Origin of the sequence: Paenibacillus sp. FSL R5-0636, assembly GCF_037974255.1 — a bacterium.
GTDB lineage: Bacteria > Bacillota > Bacilli > Paenibacillales > Paenibacillaceae > Paenibacillus_AQ > Paenibacillus_AQ odorifer.
The window spans coordinates 4,797,966-4,817,873 of the sequence record NZ_CP150232.1 but is presented as its reverse complement, the minus strand read 5'-3'; the positions used below and the strand labels follow the sequence as shown (position 1 = coordinate 4,817,873).

Sequence of the window (19,908 nt, the reverse complement as noted above, 5' to 3'; positions counted from 1 at the left end):
ATTTATGGCTGATTCTTAAGTGTACCGGGACTGAAACTTTTCTTCCTGGCAGTAGTGGCGCAGCATCAATGGTGAGAGCTTTCCCGTTCACGAGTGCTTTGACACTGCCCACAGTCATAGTAACGGTGTTCTCGGCGTGCTTAAGCTAAAGATCAGTAGCGGTCGGCGATGCTTAGCTTCGCGGTATGAATGAAATGGCCCCTAGCATAGTTAAATAAGATGGATAATAATATTAGAGGAATTCCTCACTTATAGCAGAGTTGGTATGAAATGATCTTAAGGCTTTATGTTATGAAATCTTATCATTTTCTTAATGGATGAGATTGTACAAAAAATCCCTGCAAGCATCATTCGCTCACAGGGAAAGAGGTTTCAAATTCAGTTTGTTTGCGTGTGCTTTTGGCTGTAATGGTTCCGCCGTGAAGTTCTGCAATACTCTTGGCTATGGCGAGCCCTAAGCCACTTCCGCCTGTCTCTCGGGAGCGGGATTTATCGACACGATAAAAGCGTTTAAATAAGTGGGGGAGGTCGGATGCAGGGATAGGAGTACCATAATTCGTACATACAGCAACTATTCTATCGTCTTTTCTAACAACAGAAATGTCTAGAATTTTTCCTTCCTTTCCGTATCTTACGGCATTGGTAAATAGGTTCTCATACAATCGCACCAGCTCGTCCGCATCTCCGTTGATGATCAGAGGAGCTGTATCCGTATGAATGCGGTAGATCATATCTGCTTGTTCCAGTACGGGTGCAAATTCCTCAATCAGCTGTTCGAGCAGCTTGCCGAGATCTACAGGCTCAATATTTAGCGGTAATCCGCTGCTGCTGACGCGTGTGTATTCAAATAAATCGTCGATTAGCTTTTTAAGAGTCAGAGATTTCTCATAGGCAATATTCACATAATAACGCAGCTCAACCTCGTTTTTATAACGATCCTTCTCCACATATTCAAGGAATCCGAGAACAGAGGTTAGTGGGGTTCGGAGGTCATGGGACACACCTGTGATTAGGTCATTTTTGGCTTTTGCAGCGGCTCGTTCTTCCTCTATAGCAGATTTTAGCTTGCCAGCCATTGTGTTCATATTTTCAGCGAGCTTTCCGAGTTCATCCGTACCTGATACCGGCACCTTGAAAGACAAATTGCCATCCGCAATGGCCTGAACTCCGCTCGTAATGTTATGAAGATTCTTAGTTGTATTTCTGGACAGTTTTAGGATGAAAAAAATAAATAAAGGAATCCCTATAAGAATTACAACTGGCGTCGATCCAATTGTATTGATCACCCAGAGAATGAGTCTGACTCCCCAAAAGGAGCGCGAAGGATTTAACCACAGCAATAGTGAAGTGCCATAATAGCTGCCCATTAAGATTAAAGCGGTGAGTGCTAGGCTTGTTAAGCTGAAGCCAACTATTTTCCAGGATAGGGTATCGAATCGTTTAAAGTTCAACTAGAAGGACCTCCTTTTTCCAGTTTGTAGCCAACGCCCCATACCGTTTTTAAGTATTGTGGTTTACGCGGATCTTCTTCTATTTTTTCTCTGATTTTACGAATATGCACCATGAGTGTATTGGTGCTTTCCAGGAATTGTTCTTTCCATACTTTGGCGTAGATCTGCTCCATGCTTAGGACTTGTCCTCTATTACGGGCGAGCAGCTCTAGAATCGCAAATTCTCGCGGGGTAAGTTTAACTGGCTGATCATCCACACTAACTTCATGCGTAACCGAATTAATAACCAAGCCATCAATGATGATTTCATCCTGTTTGGCGTTTAGATCTGCCATGTAATTTCGAGTTCTGCGCAGCTGGGATTTAACACGGGCAACTAACTCCAGCGGACTAAAAGGTTTCGTAACATAATCATCTGCACCTACGCTAAGTCCGGTGATTTTATCAAGTTCCTGTCCTTTAGCAGATAACATGATGATCGGAAATTTTTGCGTTTCACGAATTTTAATACAAGCCTCAATGCCGTCCATATTAGGCATCATGATATCAAGAACCATGAGGTCTATAGTCTCTCTATTGATAATTTCGAGTGCTTCCAGCCCGTCTTTGGCAGTTAACAGCCGATAGCCCTCGTTCTCCAGATAGATTTGCATTAGTTTAATAATCTCGGCTTCGTCGTCCACCAATAGCAGCGTTCCGTTGTGCATTTCTCAGCGTCCTTTCTTGCTTGTAAAGCAATCTTGCTATAAGAAGTATACAACATTTTCTTGTTTGGAAGCCTCATTTGAAGACCGGTGAAGGCAAAGGAACTGTATAGCAGCTCATAAATTAGTGGAATAAAAGACCAAATCGCCCACAGCATTATGCCAGTTTGTTTTTTCTTTTAGCTTGCTCTGATCGCTGTGCCTCAATTCATGTGGTGATCTGTGGATAATACATTCTCAGCCATGGCTCTAACATGCAGTTCTGGAATCTTTTTTAAGAGTTGTCATGATAGAAATCTTCCTTTCTTGTAGTGCTTAAATCCTATTTAACAGGAGACTTCTTAACAACGCTGGCAGATAAAAGTAAAGGGAAACTTAATAGTTTCTTAACAAGTCTTAAGAATTAGGAAGCTACTATGCTATAATAATTTCAAATTAAATATGTTGGGGGTAATTTGGAATATGTGGAAGGAATTTAAAGCTTTTGCCTTGAAAGGAAATGTTCTTGATTTAGCGGTTGCGGTCATTATTGGAGCTGCATTCGGAAAGATTGTAACTTCATTAGTAAATGACATTATTATGCCAATTGCAGGTTTGCTTACTGGTGGGATAGATTTGAAGGATCGGGTGCTTGAAGTCAGTACGGACCTGAAAATACCTTATGGACTATTTTTACAATCGGTTGTGGATTTCTTTATTATTTCATTTTCCATTTTTCTGGTTATCAAGCTGGCCAATAAATTTCAGCGTAAAGAAGCCGTTAAAGTTGAAGTGGTGGAGACTCCAGCACCTGCAGAGGATATCGTGCTGCTTACGGAAATTCGTGATCTTTTGAAACAACAAGAACGTGGTTTGTAATCATGAAATATAACCAAGAAGCGCCAGGAGTCCTTGTCCTGGCGCTTCTTGGTTTCCTTTTATAAACTCAGTACAATCTATAATCTAGTTACAAATTTTAAGTAAATATAATAAACGCACTTGCATTTCGCTGGTGTAAGTGATAATTTTGTTAGTAAGGAAAACTTGAACCTCAATTAAATAAAGGATCAATCCTTCAGGGCAGGGTGTAATTCCCTACCGGCGGTGATGCTGTTGTAGAAGTAACTTATTAAGTTCATCTACAGTGCTCAGTCCGCTACCCGGCTCGCGTTGTTGACGCGAACGGTGGACCTGGTGAAATTCCGGGACCGACAGTATAGTCTGGATGGAAGAAGGAGAGGTTGACCGCTTGTCTGCAATGGACTGGCGGATCGCAGTGTTTTCATATAATTATGTGCGATATTTCACAATACCCGTCGATTGACGGCTATTTAAGCACACTTTTATTTGGACTGCCGATTAACTCTCGCATAACCCATCTTGAACTCCTCCTGGAGAATGAGATGGGTTTTTCTGTTTTTTTTAGCTTAAGAATAGACAGCAGTGGATAGGAGGAAGAGATGGACAACATGAATGATGAGTTTTATATGTCGCTAGCACTGGACATGGCCGAACGTGCCCAAGGGCAAACGGGAATTAACCCTGTTGTTGGTTGCGTTGTGGTGAAGAATGGAGCAATGATTGGACTCGGAACTCATTTGCAGCGAGGTACGGGGCATGCCGAGGTGCACGCTTTGAATATGGCAGCTGGGCAGGCACAGGGCAGTACGGCATATGTCACACTAGAACCGTGTAGCCACTATGGAAAGACTCCACCTTGCAGCCAAAGGCTGATCGATGAAGGGGTAGCTAGAGTTGTGGTTGCTTGTGAAGACCCCAACCCACAGGTGGCAGGAAGAGGAATCCAAATGCTGCGAGACCAAGGGATTGAGGTCGAAGTTGGTTTGCTGCGTGATCGCGCGTTTCGATTGAATGAGCGTTTTATCAAATATATTTTGACAAAACAACCTTTTGTTACGCTGAAGAGTGCTAGCACGCTTGATGGCAATCTGGCTACCAAATCTGGTGACAGTAAATGGATTTCGAATGGGGAAGCGCGGGAGATCGTACATACGCTGCGGCATCGGCATCAGGGCATCATGGTCGGTGTGAATACAGTGATTGCTGATAATCCCTCTCTGACAACAAGAACAGAAGTGCCTGGCATTAACCCGACGCGGATCATCATTGATTCCGGGCTACGTATTCCTCTGGATTCGGCAGTTGTATGTGATGGTCTAGCGCCTACACTTATTGTAACAACCGATGCTGCAGATCCTGCTAAGAAGGCTGCACTGCTGAAAGCAGGTGTTCAAATCGTTGTATGCGGAGCAGGTCCAAGAGTGGATCTGAAGGCGGCCATGATATCCCTTGGCGAAATGGAAATTGGCTCTATTTTGCTTGAAGGCGGGGGAACGCTGAACGGTGCGATGCTGGAATGCGGGCTAGTGGATCGTGTGATTCTCTTCTTCGCTCCAAAAATTGTCGGTGGTGGTACAGAAGCGAAAGGGACTTTCGTATTCCCGGGTGTAGAGCTGATGAAGGATGCGATCTCACTTGAAGGATTGGAAGTAAAAGTGCTAGGAGATAATGTATGTATCAGCGGTACTCCGGTACGCTAACAAAAGCTATGCAAGAAGTGAATTTGAGGAAGTAATGCTTTTTAGGAGGGATATCATGTTCACCGGATTAATTGAAGAGGTTGGTGTTTTGCGCAGTGTCTCCGCCGGTGGGGAAATGATGGTGCTGAATATTGCCGCTTCGGTCATCATGGATGATCTAAAAATCGGTGACAGTGTGTCCGTCAATGGGGTTTGCCTTACGGCGACAACTTTGGGCGATCATTCCTTTACAGTGGATGTAATGCCGCAGACCTACCGGAATAGCAACCTGAAGGAACTGAAGCCCGGCAGCCGGATGAATCTGGAACGAGCGATGGCAGCTGGCGGGCGTTTTGGAGGACATATTGTTCAAGGACATGTTGATGGCACTGGCATTATTAAGAGTGTAAAACGTGATCAAAATGCTGTCGTATTCGAGATTGCACCGGATCGTAAATCACTATTTAAATATATTATCCCTAAGGGATCGATCACGATCGACGGCATTAGTTTAACTGTAGTGAAGACTACGGCCTCATCGCTGGCAGTGTCCATTATTCCGCATACGTTAGGGGAAACAGTACTGACGCACAAACGGGCCGGGGATAGTGTGAATATCGAGTGTGATGTACTTGGCAAATATGTAGATCATCTGTTGCATTATGGCTCAGCCGCCCAAGATGAAGAAGGCGAGAGCAGCTCCGGGATTAGTCATGATTTTTTGGCGGCGAACGGGTTTGTTTAAATAAAGAGTTTGCTTACGAAGAAGGGAATAATCTTTCGTAAAGCTTTTAGGAGGATAGGATCATGAGCGAGCAATCGAAAAAGGAAAGTGTCTTGGATCCGATTGAAGATGCGATTTATGACTTAATGCGCGGTAAAGTCATCATTGTAGTGGATGATGAAGATCGTGAGAATGAAGGGGATTTTATAGCCCTTGCTGAACGGGCGACACCAGAGGTCATCAATTTTATGATTACTGAGGGACGTGGATTGGTTTGTATGCCTATTACCCAGGAGCGTGCGGCAGAACTTGAACTGCAAGCCATGGTAACCCACAATACCGATAATCACGGTACGGCTTTTACCGTATCTGTTGACCATATTGATACAACCACTGGGATCTCTGCGGGGGAAAGATCTTTGACCGTTAAGGCCATGATCGATCCAAAAGCAAAACCTGCTGATTTCCGCAGACCGGGGCATATGTTCCCGCTGATTGCGAAAAAAGGTGGCGTTCTGCGCCGCTCCGGACATACGGAGGCTGCTGTTGATCTAGCGCGGATGTGTGGCGCTTATCCAGCCAGTGTCATTTGCGAGATTATCAAGGAAGATGGCTCAATGGCCCGCTTACCTGATCTAATCGAAATTGCCCGCAAGCATGATCTTAAGCTGATCAGTATCAAGGATCTTATTCATTATCGCAATGAAAAAGAACAACTCGTTACTCGCGAGGTTTCAGTACGTCTTCCTACCGATTTTGGGGATTTCCAGACCATTGCTTATACAAATGAAGTCGATGATAAAGAGCATGTAGCTTTGGTAAAAGGCGATATTTCCGGCGATGAGCCAGTGCTTGTACGTGTACATTCCGAATGCCTGACTGGTGATGTATTCCACTCCCATCGCTGTGATTGCGGCCCGCAATTTGAAGCTGCACTGCGGCAGATCGAAACTGCCGGAAGGGGCGTGTTACTCTATATGCGCCAAGAAGGCAGAGGCATTGGCCTTATCAATAAGCTTCGGGCTTACAAGCTGCAAGAGGAAGGACTTGACACTGTAGATGCGAATCTAAAGCTTGGTTTTCCAGCAGATCTGCGTGACTATGGAATTGGAGCACAGATTCTGAAGGATCTGGGTGTGCGCCAAATCCGTCTGCTCACGAACAACCCACGTAAGATCAAAGGGCTGGAGGGTTATGGATTGGAAGTCGTTGAGCGCGTGCCGATACAAATGCCGGAGAACAAGGACAACACCAACTATCTCCACACGAAGCAAGCGAAGCTTGGACATATGCTGTCTTTTGACGATATTGAACAAAATGAGGATTCGAAAGCTTAACCATACATTATAAAAAACGAAGGGTAGATGATGGATATGCCGAAATATTTAGAAGGACACTTAGTTTCTGAGGGGTTAAAATACGGAGTTGTTGTAGGACGTTTTAATGAATTTATTACCAGCAAGCTTTTGTCAGGTGCACTCGATGCCTTTAAACGCCATGGTGTCGGTGATGATGAAGTGGATGTTGCTTGGGTTCCAGGGGTATTTGAAATTCCATTGATCGCGCAAAAAATGGCTGAAAGCGGCAAATACGACGCTGTAATTACCTTAGGAACGGTTATCCGTGGTTCCACTACACACTATGATTATGTATGTAATGAAGTTGCCAAAGGAGTAGCCGCTATCAATCTTAAGACCGGCGTGCCGACCATTTTTGGCGTAGTTACTACTGAAAATATTGAACAGGCCATCGAGCGTTCAGGAACTAAAGCAGGCAATAAAGGTTGGGATGCTGCGACTGCTGCGATTGAAATGGCGAATCTTAACAAACTGTTTAAGTAAGTCAGCTATTGACGAATCAGTCGAATTCGTGCTTATTTATAGTATAAGAAGAAAGCATGGATTATAAGAGCCCTTTCTACTTGTGTAGCGTCCAGACGGGCGCTGCACTTTACTTTTTTTGGCGGGAGGATGCTTCGTGACTGTATTGTACAAGCTGGAGACGTTTGAAGGTCCGCTGGATCTGCTCTTGCATTTAATTGATAAGGCGGAAATCGACATCCAGGACATTCCGGTCGCCGAGATCACCGAACAGTATATGGAATACCTGCGTAGCATGCAGGAGCTTGAATTGGATATTACGAGTGAATTTCTCGTGATGGCCGCTACCCTTTTATCTATAAAGAGCAAGCTATTGCTGCCCAAACCACCGGTCATTGAGATCGATGATTTTGAATATTACGAAGAGGATGAATTTGATCCACGAGCTGAACTTGTTCAGCGACTGATTGAGTATCGTAAGTTCAAGAGTATTGCTGTACATCTAATGGATATGGAGAGCGAGCGGAGCTTGATTTTTACGAAGGAGCCTGAGGATTTGGGTCCATTCGTGCCAGAAGAGATTGATCAAACGCTAAAAGGACTACATACCTCAGACTTAATAGCCGCTTTTCGTAAAGCGCTAAGTAAGGCTGCCAGAAGGTCTTCTTACCAGCGGATCACCCGGGATGAAATATCGGTAAAAGATCGTATACGTGATGTATCAGATGCGCTGCAGCGCAGAGGAACAGGCGGTAAGCTGCATTTCTCCGCACTGCTTCACGATGAAATGGCACGGCACGAAATCGTAGTTACTTTTCTTGCGATTCTGGAACTGATGAAAATGAAGGCGATTTTTTGCTACCAAGAGAAATTGTTTGATGACATCGTAATGGAGTGGAGAGGAGGAGAACACTTCAATGGATTACAAAACGCTGAAATCGATTATTGAGGGCCTGCTGTTTCTATCAGGGGATGAAGGAATCTCTGTACGCCAAGTGGCTGAAATTACGGAACAGCGCCCAGAGCTTGCGGCCGGAGCATTAGAGGAACTGAAAGAAGATTATGTAGCACAGGAGCGGGGCTTACAGGTAGTGCAAATTGCCGGGAACTATCGGCTGGCTACATTGCCTGATCATGCCCACTATTTTGAGCGTCTGGCCTATTCACCATCCAGATCAACCTTGTCTCAGGCTGCCTTAGAGACTCTCGCAATCGTGGCTTATCGCCAACCGATTACGCGGGTGGAGATTGAAGAAATCCGGGGTGTGAAGTCGGAACGCGCAATTCATACGCTGAATAACAAGGATTTGATTCATGAGGTTGGTCGTGCGGAAGCGGTAGGCCGGCCAATTCTGTACGGGACGACTAAATCCTTCTTGGAGAGCTTTGGTCTTGCCAGTCTAAAGGATCTGCCGGAACCAACGAACTTTGAGTCCACGGATAATTTGGAAGAAGAGACGCAGCTATTGTTCAATAAGCTGGATACTCAAATGACGTTTGAGGATGTCGAGCTGCCTTAGTTCGTACGAGAACGCTAATAATTGTATTGAAGGGACTGCCCTTAAACCATTTATGTGGTTTGGGACAGTCCCTATTTTTATTTAAGCTCATATTTTTTATGCAAACCCCGAATTTTTTCCAGCTTAAATTGCCATACTAAACCAAAGGTTCCCATTATTAAGGTTTCTTGGAGGTAAATTCGTGACGTTATGGCTTGCAATTCCCCTCGTTTTGCTTGTGCTGGCACTGATCCTGGTCCTGTCTTCATCTATCGATTTCCGCATACGGTGTTATAAACATGGAATAAATGACCTGCTCGAATTAGATATTACCTCTCTTTTTGGTCTGATAAAGCTTCACTATGAACTTCCCCAATTGGTTTTTAAGGGATTGGAGCAGGGTGTGTGGGGAAAGTTTAAAGAGACAGGGACTGCGACGACAGGTGTAGATACCGTAAAAGAAGAGATATTCGATAAAGAAAGAGTAATGCACTGGCGCGACAATGTTAACCAAGCTGTAAAATCTACACGCGGGTTGAAGGAATGGTTAAAAGAGACTGTAGCTCATGTGAAAATATCAAAGCTCGATTGGTCTACGGATTTCTCTCTTGGTGATGCAGCAGATACTGCGACCGCATCGGGAGCGGTTTGGGGCCTGAAGTGGAGTATTGTTGGTTTTATTTCACAGTGGGTGAAATTGCAGCAGCACCCTCGAATTTTTGTTAAGCCTGTTTTTGAAGATGAGCTTTGTTTTGCAATGGAGTTTGTCTGTAAGGGGAAAATCTCAGTCGGCTATACTTTGTATGCCTTAATGCGGCTATCTCGGCGTGTCTTGCGTGAAAAAGGTGGGATCGGCCATTGGAGAAATCTGCTGAAACAGATGCGTCAGGAGCCACATGGGAAAGTTTAAAATGAAAGTTACATACAAATGGGCGGAAGTGGGGATGATATACGCTGTAGAAGAAAGAGAAATCGTACTCAATTAAAGGAGGAAACAATATGAGCGACCATCCTATTCAAGGCCTAATGCAAACAGCGATGGAAAATATCAAGGGCATGGTAGATGTGAATACCATTGTCGGAGATCCAGTACAAACTCCTGACGGCAGCATCATCCTGCCTATCAGTAAAGTTGCCTTTGGATTTGCTGCTGGTGGTAGTGATTATCGAGTAGAAGATTCTATAAGTGGTTCAAGCTCCCAAGGTGGAGTCAAAATGCTTCCATTTGGTGGAGGTAGCGGGGGAGGCGTCTCCATTCGACCGATCGCTTTTTTAGTGGTAGGTAAGGATGGAGTGAATATTGTCCCTCTGGACAATCAAACACACCTATTCGAAAAAATCATCGACGCAACACCAGGGCTCATCGACAAAATTCAAACCATGTTCCAAACCAGCAATGCTGCAGCTCAAACGCCGCCAACACCTGCCACACCAGCAGCAGCACCTGTTAAAACCGATCCAAGTACATCTCAATCTTCAACTCATTAGGTACACATAATTCTACAAATAGCCTCGGGGATATCGCCATACATCAGGCGGTGTCCCTTTTTTGACGTATCAGAAAGTATATTTTGGTCCCCGCAAATTACCTGAAAAAATATCGAAGCAAGGCCTCACATTGTGGGGATATTTTGTGTGGAACATCCCAAGGAGTGGACATACCCTAAGGCTGGTCCGCATACACTTGTACAACATAAACACTTTTACTTAAGATCCGATAAGAAGCCGGAGGATGAACATGAAGACAATAACCCGTAAATGGCCATTCGCCTTAATATTGTGCCTTTCGCTGCTGCTTCTGGCGCCGCTATCTTCAATTCAGGCCGAGAACAGCTCTATCTCTACACATGCAAGAGCAGCGGCACTGATTGATGTGGAATCCGGGCGTATTTTGTACAGCAGCCGTGGGGATGAGCCTATGCTTATTGCCAGCTTGACCAAAATTATGACCGCCCTCGTCGCCATTGAGAATGGTGATTTAGCCTCTAAAGTCAAAGTAGGAAAAAATGCCTATGCGAAAGAAGGCTCTTCTATTTACTTGCAGCAGGGAGAAGAGATGACGCTGGAAAATATGCTGTATGGCCTGATGCTGCGCTCAGGGAATGATGCAGCAACGGCGATCGCAGAGCATATCGGTGGTTCTGAAGAAGGTTTTGTATACCTGATGAACGCTAAGGCTGAGGAGCTAGGGCTAACCCATACTCATTTTGCTAATCCCCATGGTCTTGACGCTGAAGGGCATTATTCAAGTGCTAACGACTTGGCTGTTCTGACCGCTTATGCTCTTCATAATCCTGTATTTAAAGAAATTGTGAAGACGCAGGAGAAAACTGCAGACAATCCCAATGAGAAATGGGATTACAAATGGAGAAACAAAAATAAGATGCTGTATTTATACGAGGGAGCGGACGGTGTGAAGACCGGTTATACCAAAAAAGCTCTGCGCTGCCTTGTCAGCTCTGCCACCAGAAACGGCCAGCAGCTTGTCGCAGTAACTATAAATGACGGCGATGACTGGAATGATCATGCTTCCCTGCTAAACTTCGGGTTTAATCACTATCCGCTCAAAACATTGATCGAACGTGGGGATGCCGTGACGGGCTATAACTTTGTAACCTCCAAAACCTTTGCCTATCCACTTGGACAAGGTGAACAAAATAGAGTGATCACGAAACTTGTTTTGAATCAGAAGGAAACGGTCTCAGCCGAAGCTACGCGAGCAAATTTTGGATTGCAAGGGGCGCTTGTGCTGGAGCTGGGCGGAAAAGAAATAGGTCGCGTGCCGGTGTATACTCCTGAGAATCTGCCTCCTGAGCAATCTGCTTATATGAAAAAGTATAGTCCCACACTAGCCCAGTCTTATCCGGCAAACAATTGGTTCCAGGCGCTGGGCAGTGCGCTGAAAGCTCTATTTGAAATGGGAGCGAGTTCGAAATAAGAAAATGGGCTGATGAATGAAGAAGGAGGCGTATCCATGATTAACGGGATTTGGCTAGGAATGATCATCATCGGTTTTCTGTTCGCCGCCGTTAACGGCAGAATGGATGAGTTTACAGCCGCCGTATTCGACGGAGCCAAGAGTGGGGTAACGGTTAGTTTTGGCTTAATCAGTGTGCTTGTGTTCTGGCTTGGAATCATGAAGATAGCAGAAGATGCAGGTTTGCTTAAAAAGATTGCCAAGGTGCTTGGCCCTGTCGTAGCTTTTTTATTTCCTGATGTGCCGAAAGGGCATCCTGCCATTGGATATATTCTCTCCAATATGAGTGCTAATCTGCTGGGACTAGGCAATGCCGCAACGCCAATGGGCATCAAGGCGATGCAGGAGCTGCAAAAGCTCAACCCTGATAAAGAGACCGCCACACCAGCCATGTGTACTCTTCTAGCACTTAACACAGCAAGCATTACGCTTATCCCAGCCACACTGATTGCCATCCGGTTAAACTATGGTTCAGCCGATCCCGCAGGCATAGTAGGTACAACACTTGCAGCAACGGCCGTGGCGACACTTGCAGCGATTGCGGCAGACCGGTTTTTCCGAAGGCTGACTTTACTGCGCAAACCGCCGAAGCCCCCTTCAGCAAAGTCTGGGGTTCCTCCTTTGACGAAGACAACACTCCCTAATTCCTCATTGAAAGGGTGAACGTGATTTGTACCAGTTCATCAGTCTCATATCGGCATGGGCGATTCCGGTCATGATCACGTTCATCCCGCTCTATGCTTTTACGCGCAAAGTGCCAGTCTACGAATCCTTTGTTGAAGGCGCGAAAGATGGGTTTGGCACGGCCATTGCGATTATTCCCCATCTTGTGGGGATGCTGGTTGCGATCAGTGTTTTTCGCGCTTCTGGTGCGCTGGACTTTTTCATGGGTTTCATTTCCCCTGCCCTGCGTGGGCTTGGTGTTCCTGCCGAAGTATTGCCGCTTGGTCTTCTGCGGCCGCTTACGGGGACTGGGTCGCTTGCCTACACTACGGATCTGATCCGTGTGCATGGCCCGGATTCTTTAATTGGTATGATTGCTTCCACCATACAGGGGAGCACAGATACAACGCTTTATGTTTTGACCGTTTACTTTGGAGCTGTAGGCGTACGGAATGGCCGTTATGCGCTTAAGGTTGGCCTGTTCTCCGATGTTGTCGGCTTTGTCGCTGCGATCGCTGTGTGTCTCCTATTATTTGGATAGTCACCCCATTGCCCCCCTGAACATATGCTATTGCAGCAATGTGGAGGGGGGCATTCCGCAATGAACTATAAAGGTTTTATTCTGCATCATTCTAGCTGTACATCCATTAACGGTAAAGGTTTTGACTTCTGGGTAGGAGTGGATGGCGCAATTTATGCAGCACCGCTACTGACAGATCCGGAGTATATTCATATTTGTTTGGAAGGTGATTTTGGTAAGGAAGTGGGCGATCCTCCAATATCCGGAAGGAAGGAGCAGCTTTTTGCAACGGCTAAACTCGTTTTAGAATTAGTAGAACGCTACCAAATCTCCCCTTTAATCATCGAACCCCACAATAATTCCTGCCCAGGAGCATTTTTTCCTTGGAATGAACTTGTGATTTATCCCTCTGATGGTTATCATTGATCTGAGGTGACTAGTCGAATATGGAAAGATTACAGAAAATTTTGGCGCAGGCCGGTGTGGCGTCCAGACGTAAGTGTGAAGAAATGATTTTGGCCGGTAAAGTGGAAGTCAACGGGGAACTCGTAACTACGCTTGGCACGAAGGTGGACCCCGCAACAGATATTATTAAAGTTTCCGGTAGACTGATCCGGGGCGAGAACAAAATCTATATTATGTTCAACAAACCTAAGGGAGTTATCACAAGCGCTTCCGATCCAAAGGGTCGTAAGGTTGTAACTGACTACCTAAAAGGAATTACTGAACGGGTTTACCCTGTAGGCCGGCTCGATTACGATACGGAAGGTTTGCTGCTGCTGACAAATGATGGGGACTTTGCTAACTTGCTAACCCATCCGAAGCACCATGTACCTAAGACGTATCATGCTACGGTCAAGGGTATACCGCATGGTACTGCATTGGACAAGCTGAAAGCTGGCATTAAGCTGGAAGATGGCATGACAGCGCCTGCGGAAGTAGAGTACAAAGATATTGATGAAGCAAATAAAGAAGCGGTAATCAGCATCACGATTCACGAAGGACGTAATCGTCAGGTACGACGCATGTTTGATGCGATTTCACACCCCGTACTCCGTCTGAAACGGATTTCATTCGGGGATATTATGCTGCAAAATCTCAAACGTGGCTCATACCGTCATTTGACCAAGGATGAAATTAACCATCTGCAGCAAATTGCCAAAGCAGGATTGCTTAAAGAAAGAACTCCACGTAAAGAGTCATAAAGTCACAGAATATTCACAATTAAACCCCCTAAAGCTGTGACGAAATTCGCTATAATGTTCATAGGATGTTCACACCTTACAACATAAGTATGAGTTGCGTCACAGAAGGGGGCTTTACGTGTGGGTAAAGCAAGAAAACCAATTCAAATCGTGATTCTGTTTCTAATTGTTATAGTGGGCGGTTATGCCATCGGTTCCTCTGTATTTGGGGGAAGCGGCAAACCAGAGGAAGGGAGCAAAGCACCTTCCTTTGATTTGCTTGGGCTTGACGGTCTGGCTCATACCCTAGACGAATATAAGGGCAAGACTATTGTGCTTAATTTCTGGGGCTCTTGGTGTGCACCTTGTGTCAAAGAAATGCCGGCTCTCCAAGCGCAATGGGAGAAATGGAAGGACAAGGACGTAGTGGTCTTAGGCATTAATGTGGGCGAAGACCGGATGACTGTCGAGAATTTTGTGAAGCAAGTAAACATCGATTTTCCGATTTTGATGGACACTGGACGTGATGCTGTACGAAGTTATGGTATTTCTCCGCTGCCAACTACCTTATTCATTAATTCCAAGGGTAAAATTGACAACATTCATATCGGCCAGCTTGATTTGAATTCACTTGATGATCAAATTGGGAAGCTGGTGGATTGATGAGTGAACGCGAGGCATTTATAACCAATACCAAATGTGAATGTGGTCACCAGAACCCTGTAGGCACTGTTTTATGCGAAGCATGCGGGAAGCCGTTGGGTAAAGAATCAGACTGGGGCGAGAATTTGGAAATGCGTTACGATGGCGTAGCTCGCCGTTCTCAGCGCGTTAACCCGGGGATTATTGATCGGGTGTGGAACTTTTTCTCTTCCGTCAAAATAGCGATCTATCTGATTGTGTTGACACTTATAGGCTCTATGTTAGGGACGATTTTCCCGCAGGAGAGTACTTTTCTTAATATTGATGCCTCAATTTATTACAAGCAAGAGTACGGAACAGCCGGATATATTTATCACAAACTTGGACTTTCACATACATACGAATCCTGGTGGTTTGTAACTCTACTCGTAATGATCGGCGCTTCACTTGTGATCTGTAGCTTGGATCGAGTACTTCCGCTCTATAAGGCCTTAACCAGGCAGAAGATTCGGAAACATCGCCAGTTCTTAACTCGGCAAAAAGCTGTGTTAGTGACTGAAGTACAAGAGGAACCAGAAGCTTGGGTAGCCCGGGTAATTCAGCCAATGCGTAAAAAGGGCTATCGCGTGAAGACGGATGGAGGGGCTCTGCTGGCAGAGAAACATCGCTTCAGCCGCTGGGGACCTTATGTAATACATATTGGCTTAATTATTTTTTTACTTGCTGTATTAGCAAGAGGATTGCCGGGACTGAACATGGATCAGCATCTTGCTTTCCCGCAAGGGGAGATCACACAGATTCCGGACACCACCTATTATTTGAAAAATGAGAAATTCACCGTGGAGTTTTATACGGAGGAAGAGATGCCTGAGGAATTTCGTGGCAAAAAAATACTTCCAAAGCTATTCCAGACCCAAGCTGTGCTTTATGAATGCACCGCGGATTGTGGAGACCCATCGAAGGAACCACAGCTATCCGAGGTGACGAAACATGATATCCAAGTAAATTCACCTTTGGATTATAAAGGATTGAAAGCGTATCAGTTTGATTATGATCTGACCCCGGTGCTGCGTTCGGTACAGCCTGAGCTTAAGAATTCCACCACTGGCGAGGCGTTCGGCAAATTTAAGCTGGACATGAAGAATCCTCCGCGGGCAATTCAGGCGGGTCCTTATACTTTAACTTTGAAAGAAAAGTATATGGATTTTGGTCTAAATGAGGATGGACAGCCGATATCCAAATCACCTTATCCGAATGCACCTGCTTTTTTGTTCCTGATACAAGGTCCGGATCTCCCGGCGGAAGGGCAGCAGTATTTCTATTTTCCTAAACAGGTGGATAAGGCGCAGTTTCAACAGGCTGCCATTAACGATAAGCTTGGCGGGAGCAATAGATTTCTTGAGCTTGAAGTGGACAACATGAGCGACGTTGATTTTTCGGAATCGACTACTTACTTGAATATACGTATTGATCGTGCAATGCCGTTTGTATGGCTAGGTGCAGCAATCGTGATGCTGGGTTTAGTGCTTGGCTTCTACTGGCAGCATAGACGTATCTGGCTTACCGTTGCTAACGGGGAGCTTATCCTCGGAGGACATACGAACAAGAACTGGTTCGGGTTCCGCCGTGAGATCGTTTCTATTTTAGAAAAAGTAGATCTGGTAGTCGATGAAAAATCATTAGATAATGGAGGAGGCCTTTCATGAGCTTGCTCGACATCAGCAGCGCTGTCTTTATTGCCGCATTTTTATTATACAGCGGTTCGTTTATGTTATTCACTATCGCCATCATGGGTCGCAAGTGGTCAGGCCGCAAGCCGGAGGAACATACCGCACGTTGGGGCAAAATTGCTTTTATTTTCTCTTCAATAGGTCTTATCTTTCATCTTATTTATTTCTTTACACGTTGGGCGGGCTCAGGGCATATTCCGGTCAGCAACATGTACGAGTTCATGACTTTTTTATCGATGATGGTCATGGTTGCCTTTACTGTGATGTACGCTATTTATCGTAAGGTAATCTTGGGTCTCTTTGCAGTTCCAATCAGTATTATTGTGATGGCTTATGCCGCAGTATTTCCACAGGAAGTACAGCCGCTGATTCCATCTCTTCAATCGAACTATTTAAAGATTCACGTAACACTGGCTGCACTAGGTGAATCCTTCTTCGCAGTAGGGTTTGCGGCGGGACTGATGTATCTGCTGCGAACAGTCAATTTTTCCAGTAAAGAGAAGGCGGATCGCAAGCAACAGAGGCTGGTCGAATTTACTCTCTTTTCAATCATTGTTATAATTGGGTTTCTGGGTTCTGTTTTTGCATTCCGCGGAGCAGGCTACGAAACTGTTTTTGTCCGTCCGAACGTTACGATTGACAGCCCCGGGCAGGAAAATAGTACAATAGAGAAAGTGAGTTATCGAATGCCGCCGATTGTGGCACCTCACAATAGCGAAATTGAGAGCTTCCAGTCGTTTCTTGGCATAAAAGAACCACTCTTTGAGGCACCATCTTGGATGAATGGTGTAAATGCTGGACGGAAGTTTAATACTGTAATTTGGTCACTCCTTTCCGGATTAATCCTCTACGGAGTTCTTCGCTTGATCGTACGTAAACCGCTGGGCACTGCTTTACACCCAGTGATGGACGGAATTGATGAGGGCGATCTAGATGAGATTACGTATAGGGCGATAGCCATTGGCTTTCCTATTTTCACATTAGGCGCTTTGATCTTTGCAATGATATGGGCGCAAATCGCTTGGGGAAGATTCTGGGGATGGGATCCTAAGGAAGTCTGGGCGCTTGTCACTTGGCTCTTCTATAGCGCTTATCTTCATTTACGTTTGGCTCGTGGATGGCAAGGAAGAAAATCTGCCTGGCTGGCTGTGCTTGGCTTCCTGGTCGTAATGTTTACTCTGGTTGGCGTTAATTTAGTCATCGCCGGACTTCATTCTTACGCGGGGACGGACTGAGCATAGTTTACCTGTTAACGTTGCACAATGGTTTAAAGATTACGTTCTACTGTATTGATGAAGGGGTTGTAGTGAAATGGCAGATCATTTAAACAGAATTCTGGTAGTGGATGATGAGGAACGTATTCGCCGCCTGCTAAAGATGTATCTTGAAAAAGAAGGTTATGAAATCGATGAAGCGGAAGACGGAGAAATCGCTCTTCGTAAAGCAACAGCAAATGACTACGGTCTAATATTGCTGGATGTTATGCTGCCTGGCATCGATGGGATGGAAGTGCTGACAAGACTCAGAGGAGTGAAGTCAACACCGGTGTTAATGCTTACAGCTAAAGGCGAAGAGATCAACCGTGTTCAGGGCTTTGAGATGGGCGCAGACGATTACGTTGTGAAGCCCTTCAGTCCACGTGAAGTCATTTACCGGGTGAAGGCTATTATGCGCCGTTCTTCGGCAACTGCTTTCTTGTCCAAGGAGAGCAATTCCAGCAATAACATTGTATTTACTCATCTTATTATTGAGCATGATGCTCACCGTGTGACTGCTGGTGGTGAAGAAGTGAGTTTGACACCTAAAGAATATGAACTTCTGCATTATTTGGCTATTTCGCCGGATAAAGTATTTTCTCGTGAAGAACTGCTTAAGGATGTCTGGAATTATGAATTTTTCGGAGATTTGCGTACTGTAGATACTCACGTAAAACGCCTTCGTGAAAAACTGAATAAAGTATCACCGGAATCCGCAGCGATGATTACGACCGTATGGGGCGTAGGCTACAAACTAGAGGTACCTAAATAAGTGAACTTCTGGAGAAGTCTTGTCGGCAAACTGTGGGTTACGATCATCTGCCTGGTCGCTGTCGTACTTATTACCTTGGGGTTATTTTTGCTTCCCTACATAGACAGTAACTTTGCCAATTCCGGAGATATCAAACGTTTATTTATGTATACTTGTATGATCGGATTTTCTTTGACTACATTTTTTGCGTTATTTTTGTTTACCAAAATCACTCAGCCGATGCAGCGTGTCATTGAAGCTGCGAATAACATTCGCCGGGGAGAATACGGAACAAGGCTTACGCTTGTCACAAGTGATGAAATTGGCCAGTTGGCGACTTCCTTTAACCATATGGCTGAGGAGCTTGAAGAGAATATTCGCAGTCTGCATCATGAGAAGGGGCATTTATCTAGCGTACTGCGCAGTATGAGCGATGCTGTGATCACCTTTGATATTGAAGGGCAGATTATTTTGACCAATCCGCACGGCCAAGCTCTGCTAGAGAGCTGGAGCGATTTGCAGTGGGAACATGCGAGTGATGCTGAGCTCCATCCCGAAACGTCTGAGAGCAGTGTTCCGCCTCCCCTGCGTCCTTTATTTTTAAGCACCCTTAAACAAGGTGGCGATGACCGCTCCAATGTACATGTGCGGCAGGGCGTCTGGTCTGTTCATATGGCACCATTATATTCTGAAGGCAGCATCCGGGGAGTAGTTGCTGTACTGCGGGATGTGACGGAAGAGGTGCGTCTGGAAAAGATGCGCAGAGACTTCGTTGCTAACGTCTCCCATGAAATACGCACTCCATTGTCGATGATGCAAGGGTACAGTGAGGCTTTATTGGACGGGATGGCTTCATCCCCCGAAGAAAGCAGTGAGCTGATCCAGGTCATTCATGACGAATCACTGCGTATGGGGCGTCTGGTTAAGGATTTGCTTGATCTTGCCCGAATGGAAGCCGGACATACGGATATGATGAAAGCTCAGGTGGACATGAATGAACTGCTGGAACGAGTCTACCGTAAATTTTCTGTACGTGCCAAAGAGCGCGATATCCATCTTCACTTGCAGCAACAGAGCGATATTGCTGTTCTGAAGGCAGCGGATGAGGATAAACTGGAACAAGTCCTAACCAATTTACTCGATAATGCTTTCCGCCACACACAGGGTGGCAAAAAAATCACAGTTCATACAGGAACTTGTGTATTAGAAGGTCGTCGTTATCTTGAGATTAAAATTCAGGATGAAGGGGTGGGAATTCCACCAGAGGATCTGCCGTATATATTCGACCGCTTCTACAAAGCTGATAAGGCGCGTGTACGGGGAGAATCAGGTGGAACAGGACTTGGGCTTGCGATTGTTAAAAATATTGTAGAGTCGCATCACGGGACCATCTCCGCTTCAAGCAAACTAGGCGAAAGTACAACCTTTACGCTAAGACTTCCTGTCGAAAAACAGTAATTCCAAACAC

Annotated in this window: 21 protein-coding genes and 1 riboswitch; of the genes, 19 read left to right on the top strand and 2 right to left on the bottom strand. The window is 45.4% G+C overall.

The genetic code is table 11. The annotated features are described in order from the left end of the window. Window positions 1-347: 347 nt before the first annotated feature. Both MKX34_RS22010 and MKX34_RS22005 read right to left on the bottom strand, forming a co-directional pair. Window positions 348-1,451 (bottom strand): HAMP domain-containing sensor histidine kinase, encoded by a 1,104-nt coding sequence (locus tag MKX34_RS22010; RefSeq protein ID WP_076274152.1) that lies wholly within the window; start codon window positions 1,449-1,451, stop codon window positions 348-350. Further along, window positions 1,448-2,158 carry a response regulator transcription factor gene (locus tag MKX34_RS22005; RefSeq protein ID WP_076297389.1) on the bottom strand — a complete coding sequence of 237 codons (711 nt, stop codon included), beginning with the start codon at window positions 2,156-2,158 and terminating at the stop codon, window positions 1,448-1,450. The genes MKX34_RS22010 and MKX34_RS22005 overlap by 4 nt, the downstream gene beginning before the upstream one ends. 459 nt (window positions 2,159-2,617) lie before the next feature. On the opposite strand from MKX34_RS22005, the gene mscL reads away from it, so the two are divergent. The 19 genes from mscL (at window position 2,618) to MKX34_RS21910 (ending at window position 19,898) form a co-directional block, all read left to right on the top strand. Next, window positions 2,618-3,013, top strand: a complete 396-nt coding sequence (gene mscL / locus MKX34_RS22000) for a large-conductance mechanosensitive channel protein MscL (protein WP_036676141.1) — start codon at window positions 2,618-2,620, stop codon at window positions 3,011-3,013. 188 nt (window positions 3,014-3,201) lie between these two features. After that, window positions 3,202-3,375, top strand: a riboswitch (FMN riboswitch). Window positions 3,376-3,594: 219 nt separating this feature from the next. Continuing rightward, window positions 3,595-4,695, top strand: coding sequence for a bifunctional diaminohydroxyphosphoribosylaminopyrimidine deaminase/5-amino-6-(5-phosphoribosylamino)uracil reductase RibD (gene ribD / locus MKX34_RS21995; protein WP_076297390.1), 1,101 nt, complete (start codon window positions 3,595-3,597; stop codon window positions 4,693-4,695). 55 nt (window positions 4,696-4,750) lie between these two features. Continuing rightward, a complete protein-coding gene (locus MKX34_RS21990; protein WP_076104433.1) occupies window positions 4,751-5,419 on the top strand; it encodes a riboflavin synthase in 669 nt (222 codons plus the stop codon). Window positions 5,420-5,481: 62 nt separating this feature from the next. Then, window positions 5,482-6,735, top strand: a complete 1,254-nt coding sequence (locus MKX34_RS21985) for a bifunctional 3,4-dihydroxy-2-butanone-4-phosphate synthase/GTP cyclohydrolase II (protein ID WP_051490904.1) — start codon at window positions 5,482-5,484, stop codon at window positions 6,733-6,735. Between the two features lie 36 nt (window positions 6,736-6,771). After that, window positions 6,772-7,239 carry a 6,7-dimethyl-8-ribityllumazine synthase gene (gene ribE / locus MKX34_RS21980; protein ID WP_036676377.1) on the top strand — a complete coding sequence of 156 codons (468 nt, stop codon included), beginning with the start codon at window positions 6,772-6,774 and terminating at the stop codon, window positions 7,237-7,239. 136 nt (window positions 7,240-7,375) lie between these two features. After that, complete coding sequence (locus MKX34_RS21975; protein WP_036676147.1) at window positions 7,376-8,167, top strand: segregation/condensation protein A; 792 nt, start codon at window positions 7,376-7,378, stop codon at window positions 8,165-8,167. Beyond that, window positions 8,136-8,738, top strand: coding sequence for an SMC-Scp complex subunit ScpB (gene scpB, locus MKX34_RS21970; RefSeq protein ID WP_036676149.1), 603 nt, complete (start codon window positions 8,136-8,138; stop codon window positions 8,736-8,738). The genes MKX34_RS21975 and scpB overlap by 32 nt, the downstream gene beginning before the upstream one ends. A 181-nt stretch (window positions 8,739-8,919) precedes the next feature. After that, window positions 8,920-9,627 carry a DUF2953 domain-containing protein gene (locus tag MKX34_RS21965; protein WP_076297391.1) on the top strand — a complete coding sequence of 236 codons (708 nt, stop codon included), beginning with the start codon at window positions 8,920-8,922 and terminating at the stop codon, window positions 9,625-9,627. Between the two features lie 89 nt (window positions 9,628-9,716). After that, a complete protein-coding gene (gene ytfJ / locus MKX34_RS21960; protein ID WP_036676154.1) occupies window positions 9,717-10,205 on the top strand; it encodes a GerW family sporulation protein in 489 nt (162 codons plus the stop codon). Window positions 10,206-10,455: 250 nt separating this feature from the next. Beyond that, entirely contained in the window at window positions 10,456-11,655 is a 1,200-nt protein-coding gene (locus MKX34_RS21955) for a D-alanyl-D-alanine carboxypeptidase family protein (RefSeq protein WP_178420405.1), read from the top strand. A gap of 36 nt (window positions 11,656-11,691) precedes the next feature. Beyond that, window positions 11,692-12,357 (top strand): nucleoside recognition domain-containing protein, encoded by a 666-nt coding sequence (locus MKX34_RS21950; protein ID WP_036676157.1) that lies wholly within the window; start codon window positions 11,692-11,694, stop codon window positions 12,355-12,357. Between the two features lie 7 nt (window positions 12,358-12,364). Next, window positions 12,365-12,898 carry a spore maturation protein gene (locus MKX34_RS21945; RefSeq protein ID WP_036676158.1) on the top strand — a complete coding sequence of 178 codons (534 nt, stop codon included), beginning with the start codon at window positions 12,365-12,367 and terminating at the stop codon, window positions 12,896-12,898. A gap of 60 nt (window positions 12,899-12,958) precedes the next feature. Further along, window positions 12,959-13,303 (top strand): N-acetylmuramoyl-L-alanine amidase, encoded by a 345-nt coding sequence (locus tag MKX34_RS21940; protein WP_036676164.1) that lies wholly within the window; start codon window positions 12,959-12,961, stop codon window positions 13,301-13,303. 20 nt (window positions 13,304-13,323) lie between these two features. After that, complete coding sequence (locus MKX34_RS21935; protein WP_036676166.1) at window positions 13,324-14,082, top strand: pseudouridine synthase; 759 nt, start codon at window positions 13,324-13,326, stop codon at window positions 14,080-14,082. A 120-nt stretch (window positions 14,083-14,202) separates the two neighbouring features. After that, the gene (locus tag MKX34_RS21930; protein ID WP_038572444.1) at window positions 14,203-14,724 is read left to right on the top strand and encodes a redoxin domain-containing protein; all 522 of its coding nucleotides are present in this window, start codon (window positions 14,203-14,205) and stop codon (window positions 14,722-14,724) included. Beyond that, entirely contained in the window at window positions 14,724-16,409 is a 1,686-nt protein-coding gene (locus MKX34_RS21925) for a cytochrome c biogenesis protein ResB (protein WP_038572442.1), read from the top strand. The genes MKX34_RS21930 and MKX34_RS21925 overlap by 1 nt, the downstream gene beginning before the upstream one ends. Next, a complete protein-coding gene (ccsA, locus tag MKX34_RS21920) occupies window positions 16,406-17,668 on the top strand; it encodes a cytochrome c biogenesis protein CcsA (RefSeq protein ID WP_036676173.1) in 1,263 nt (420 codons plus the stop codon). Before MKX34_RS21925 ends, ccsA begins: the two co-directional genes overlap by 4 nt. A gap of 76 nt (window positions 17,669-17,744) precedes the next feature. Further along, window positions 17,745-18,461, top strand: a complete 717-nt coding sequence (locus MKX34_RS21915; RefSeq protein ID WP_036676174.1) for a response regulator transcription factor — start codon at window positions 17,745-17,747, stop codon at window positions 18,459-18,461. Beyond that, window positions 18,462-19,898 (top strand): ATP-binding protein, encoded by a 1,437-nt coding sequence (locus MKX34_RS21910; protein ID WP_036676176.1) that lies wholly within the window; start codon window positions 18,462-18,464, stop codon window positions 19,896-19,898. Window positions 19,899-19,908: the final 10 nt, after the last annotated feature.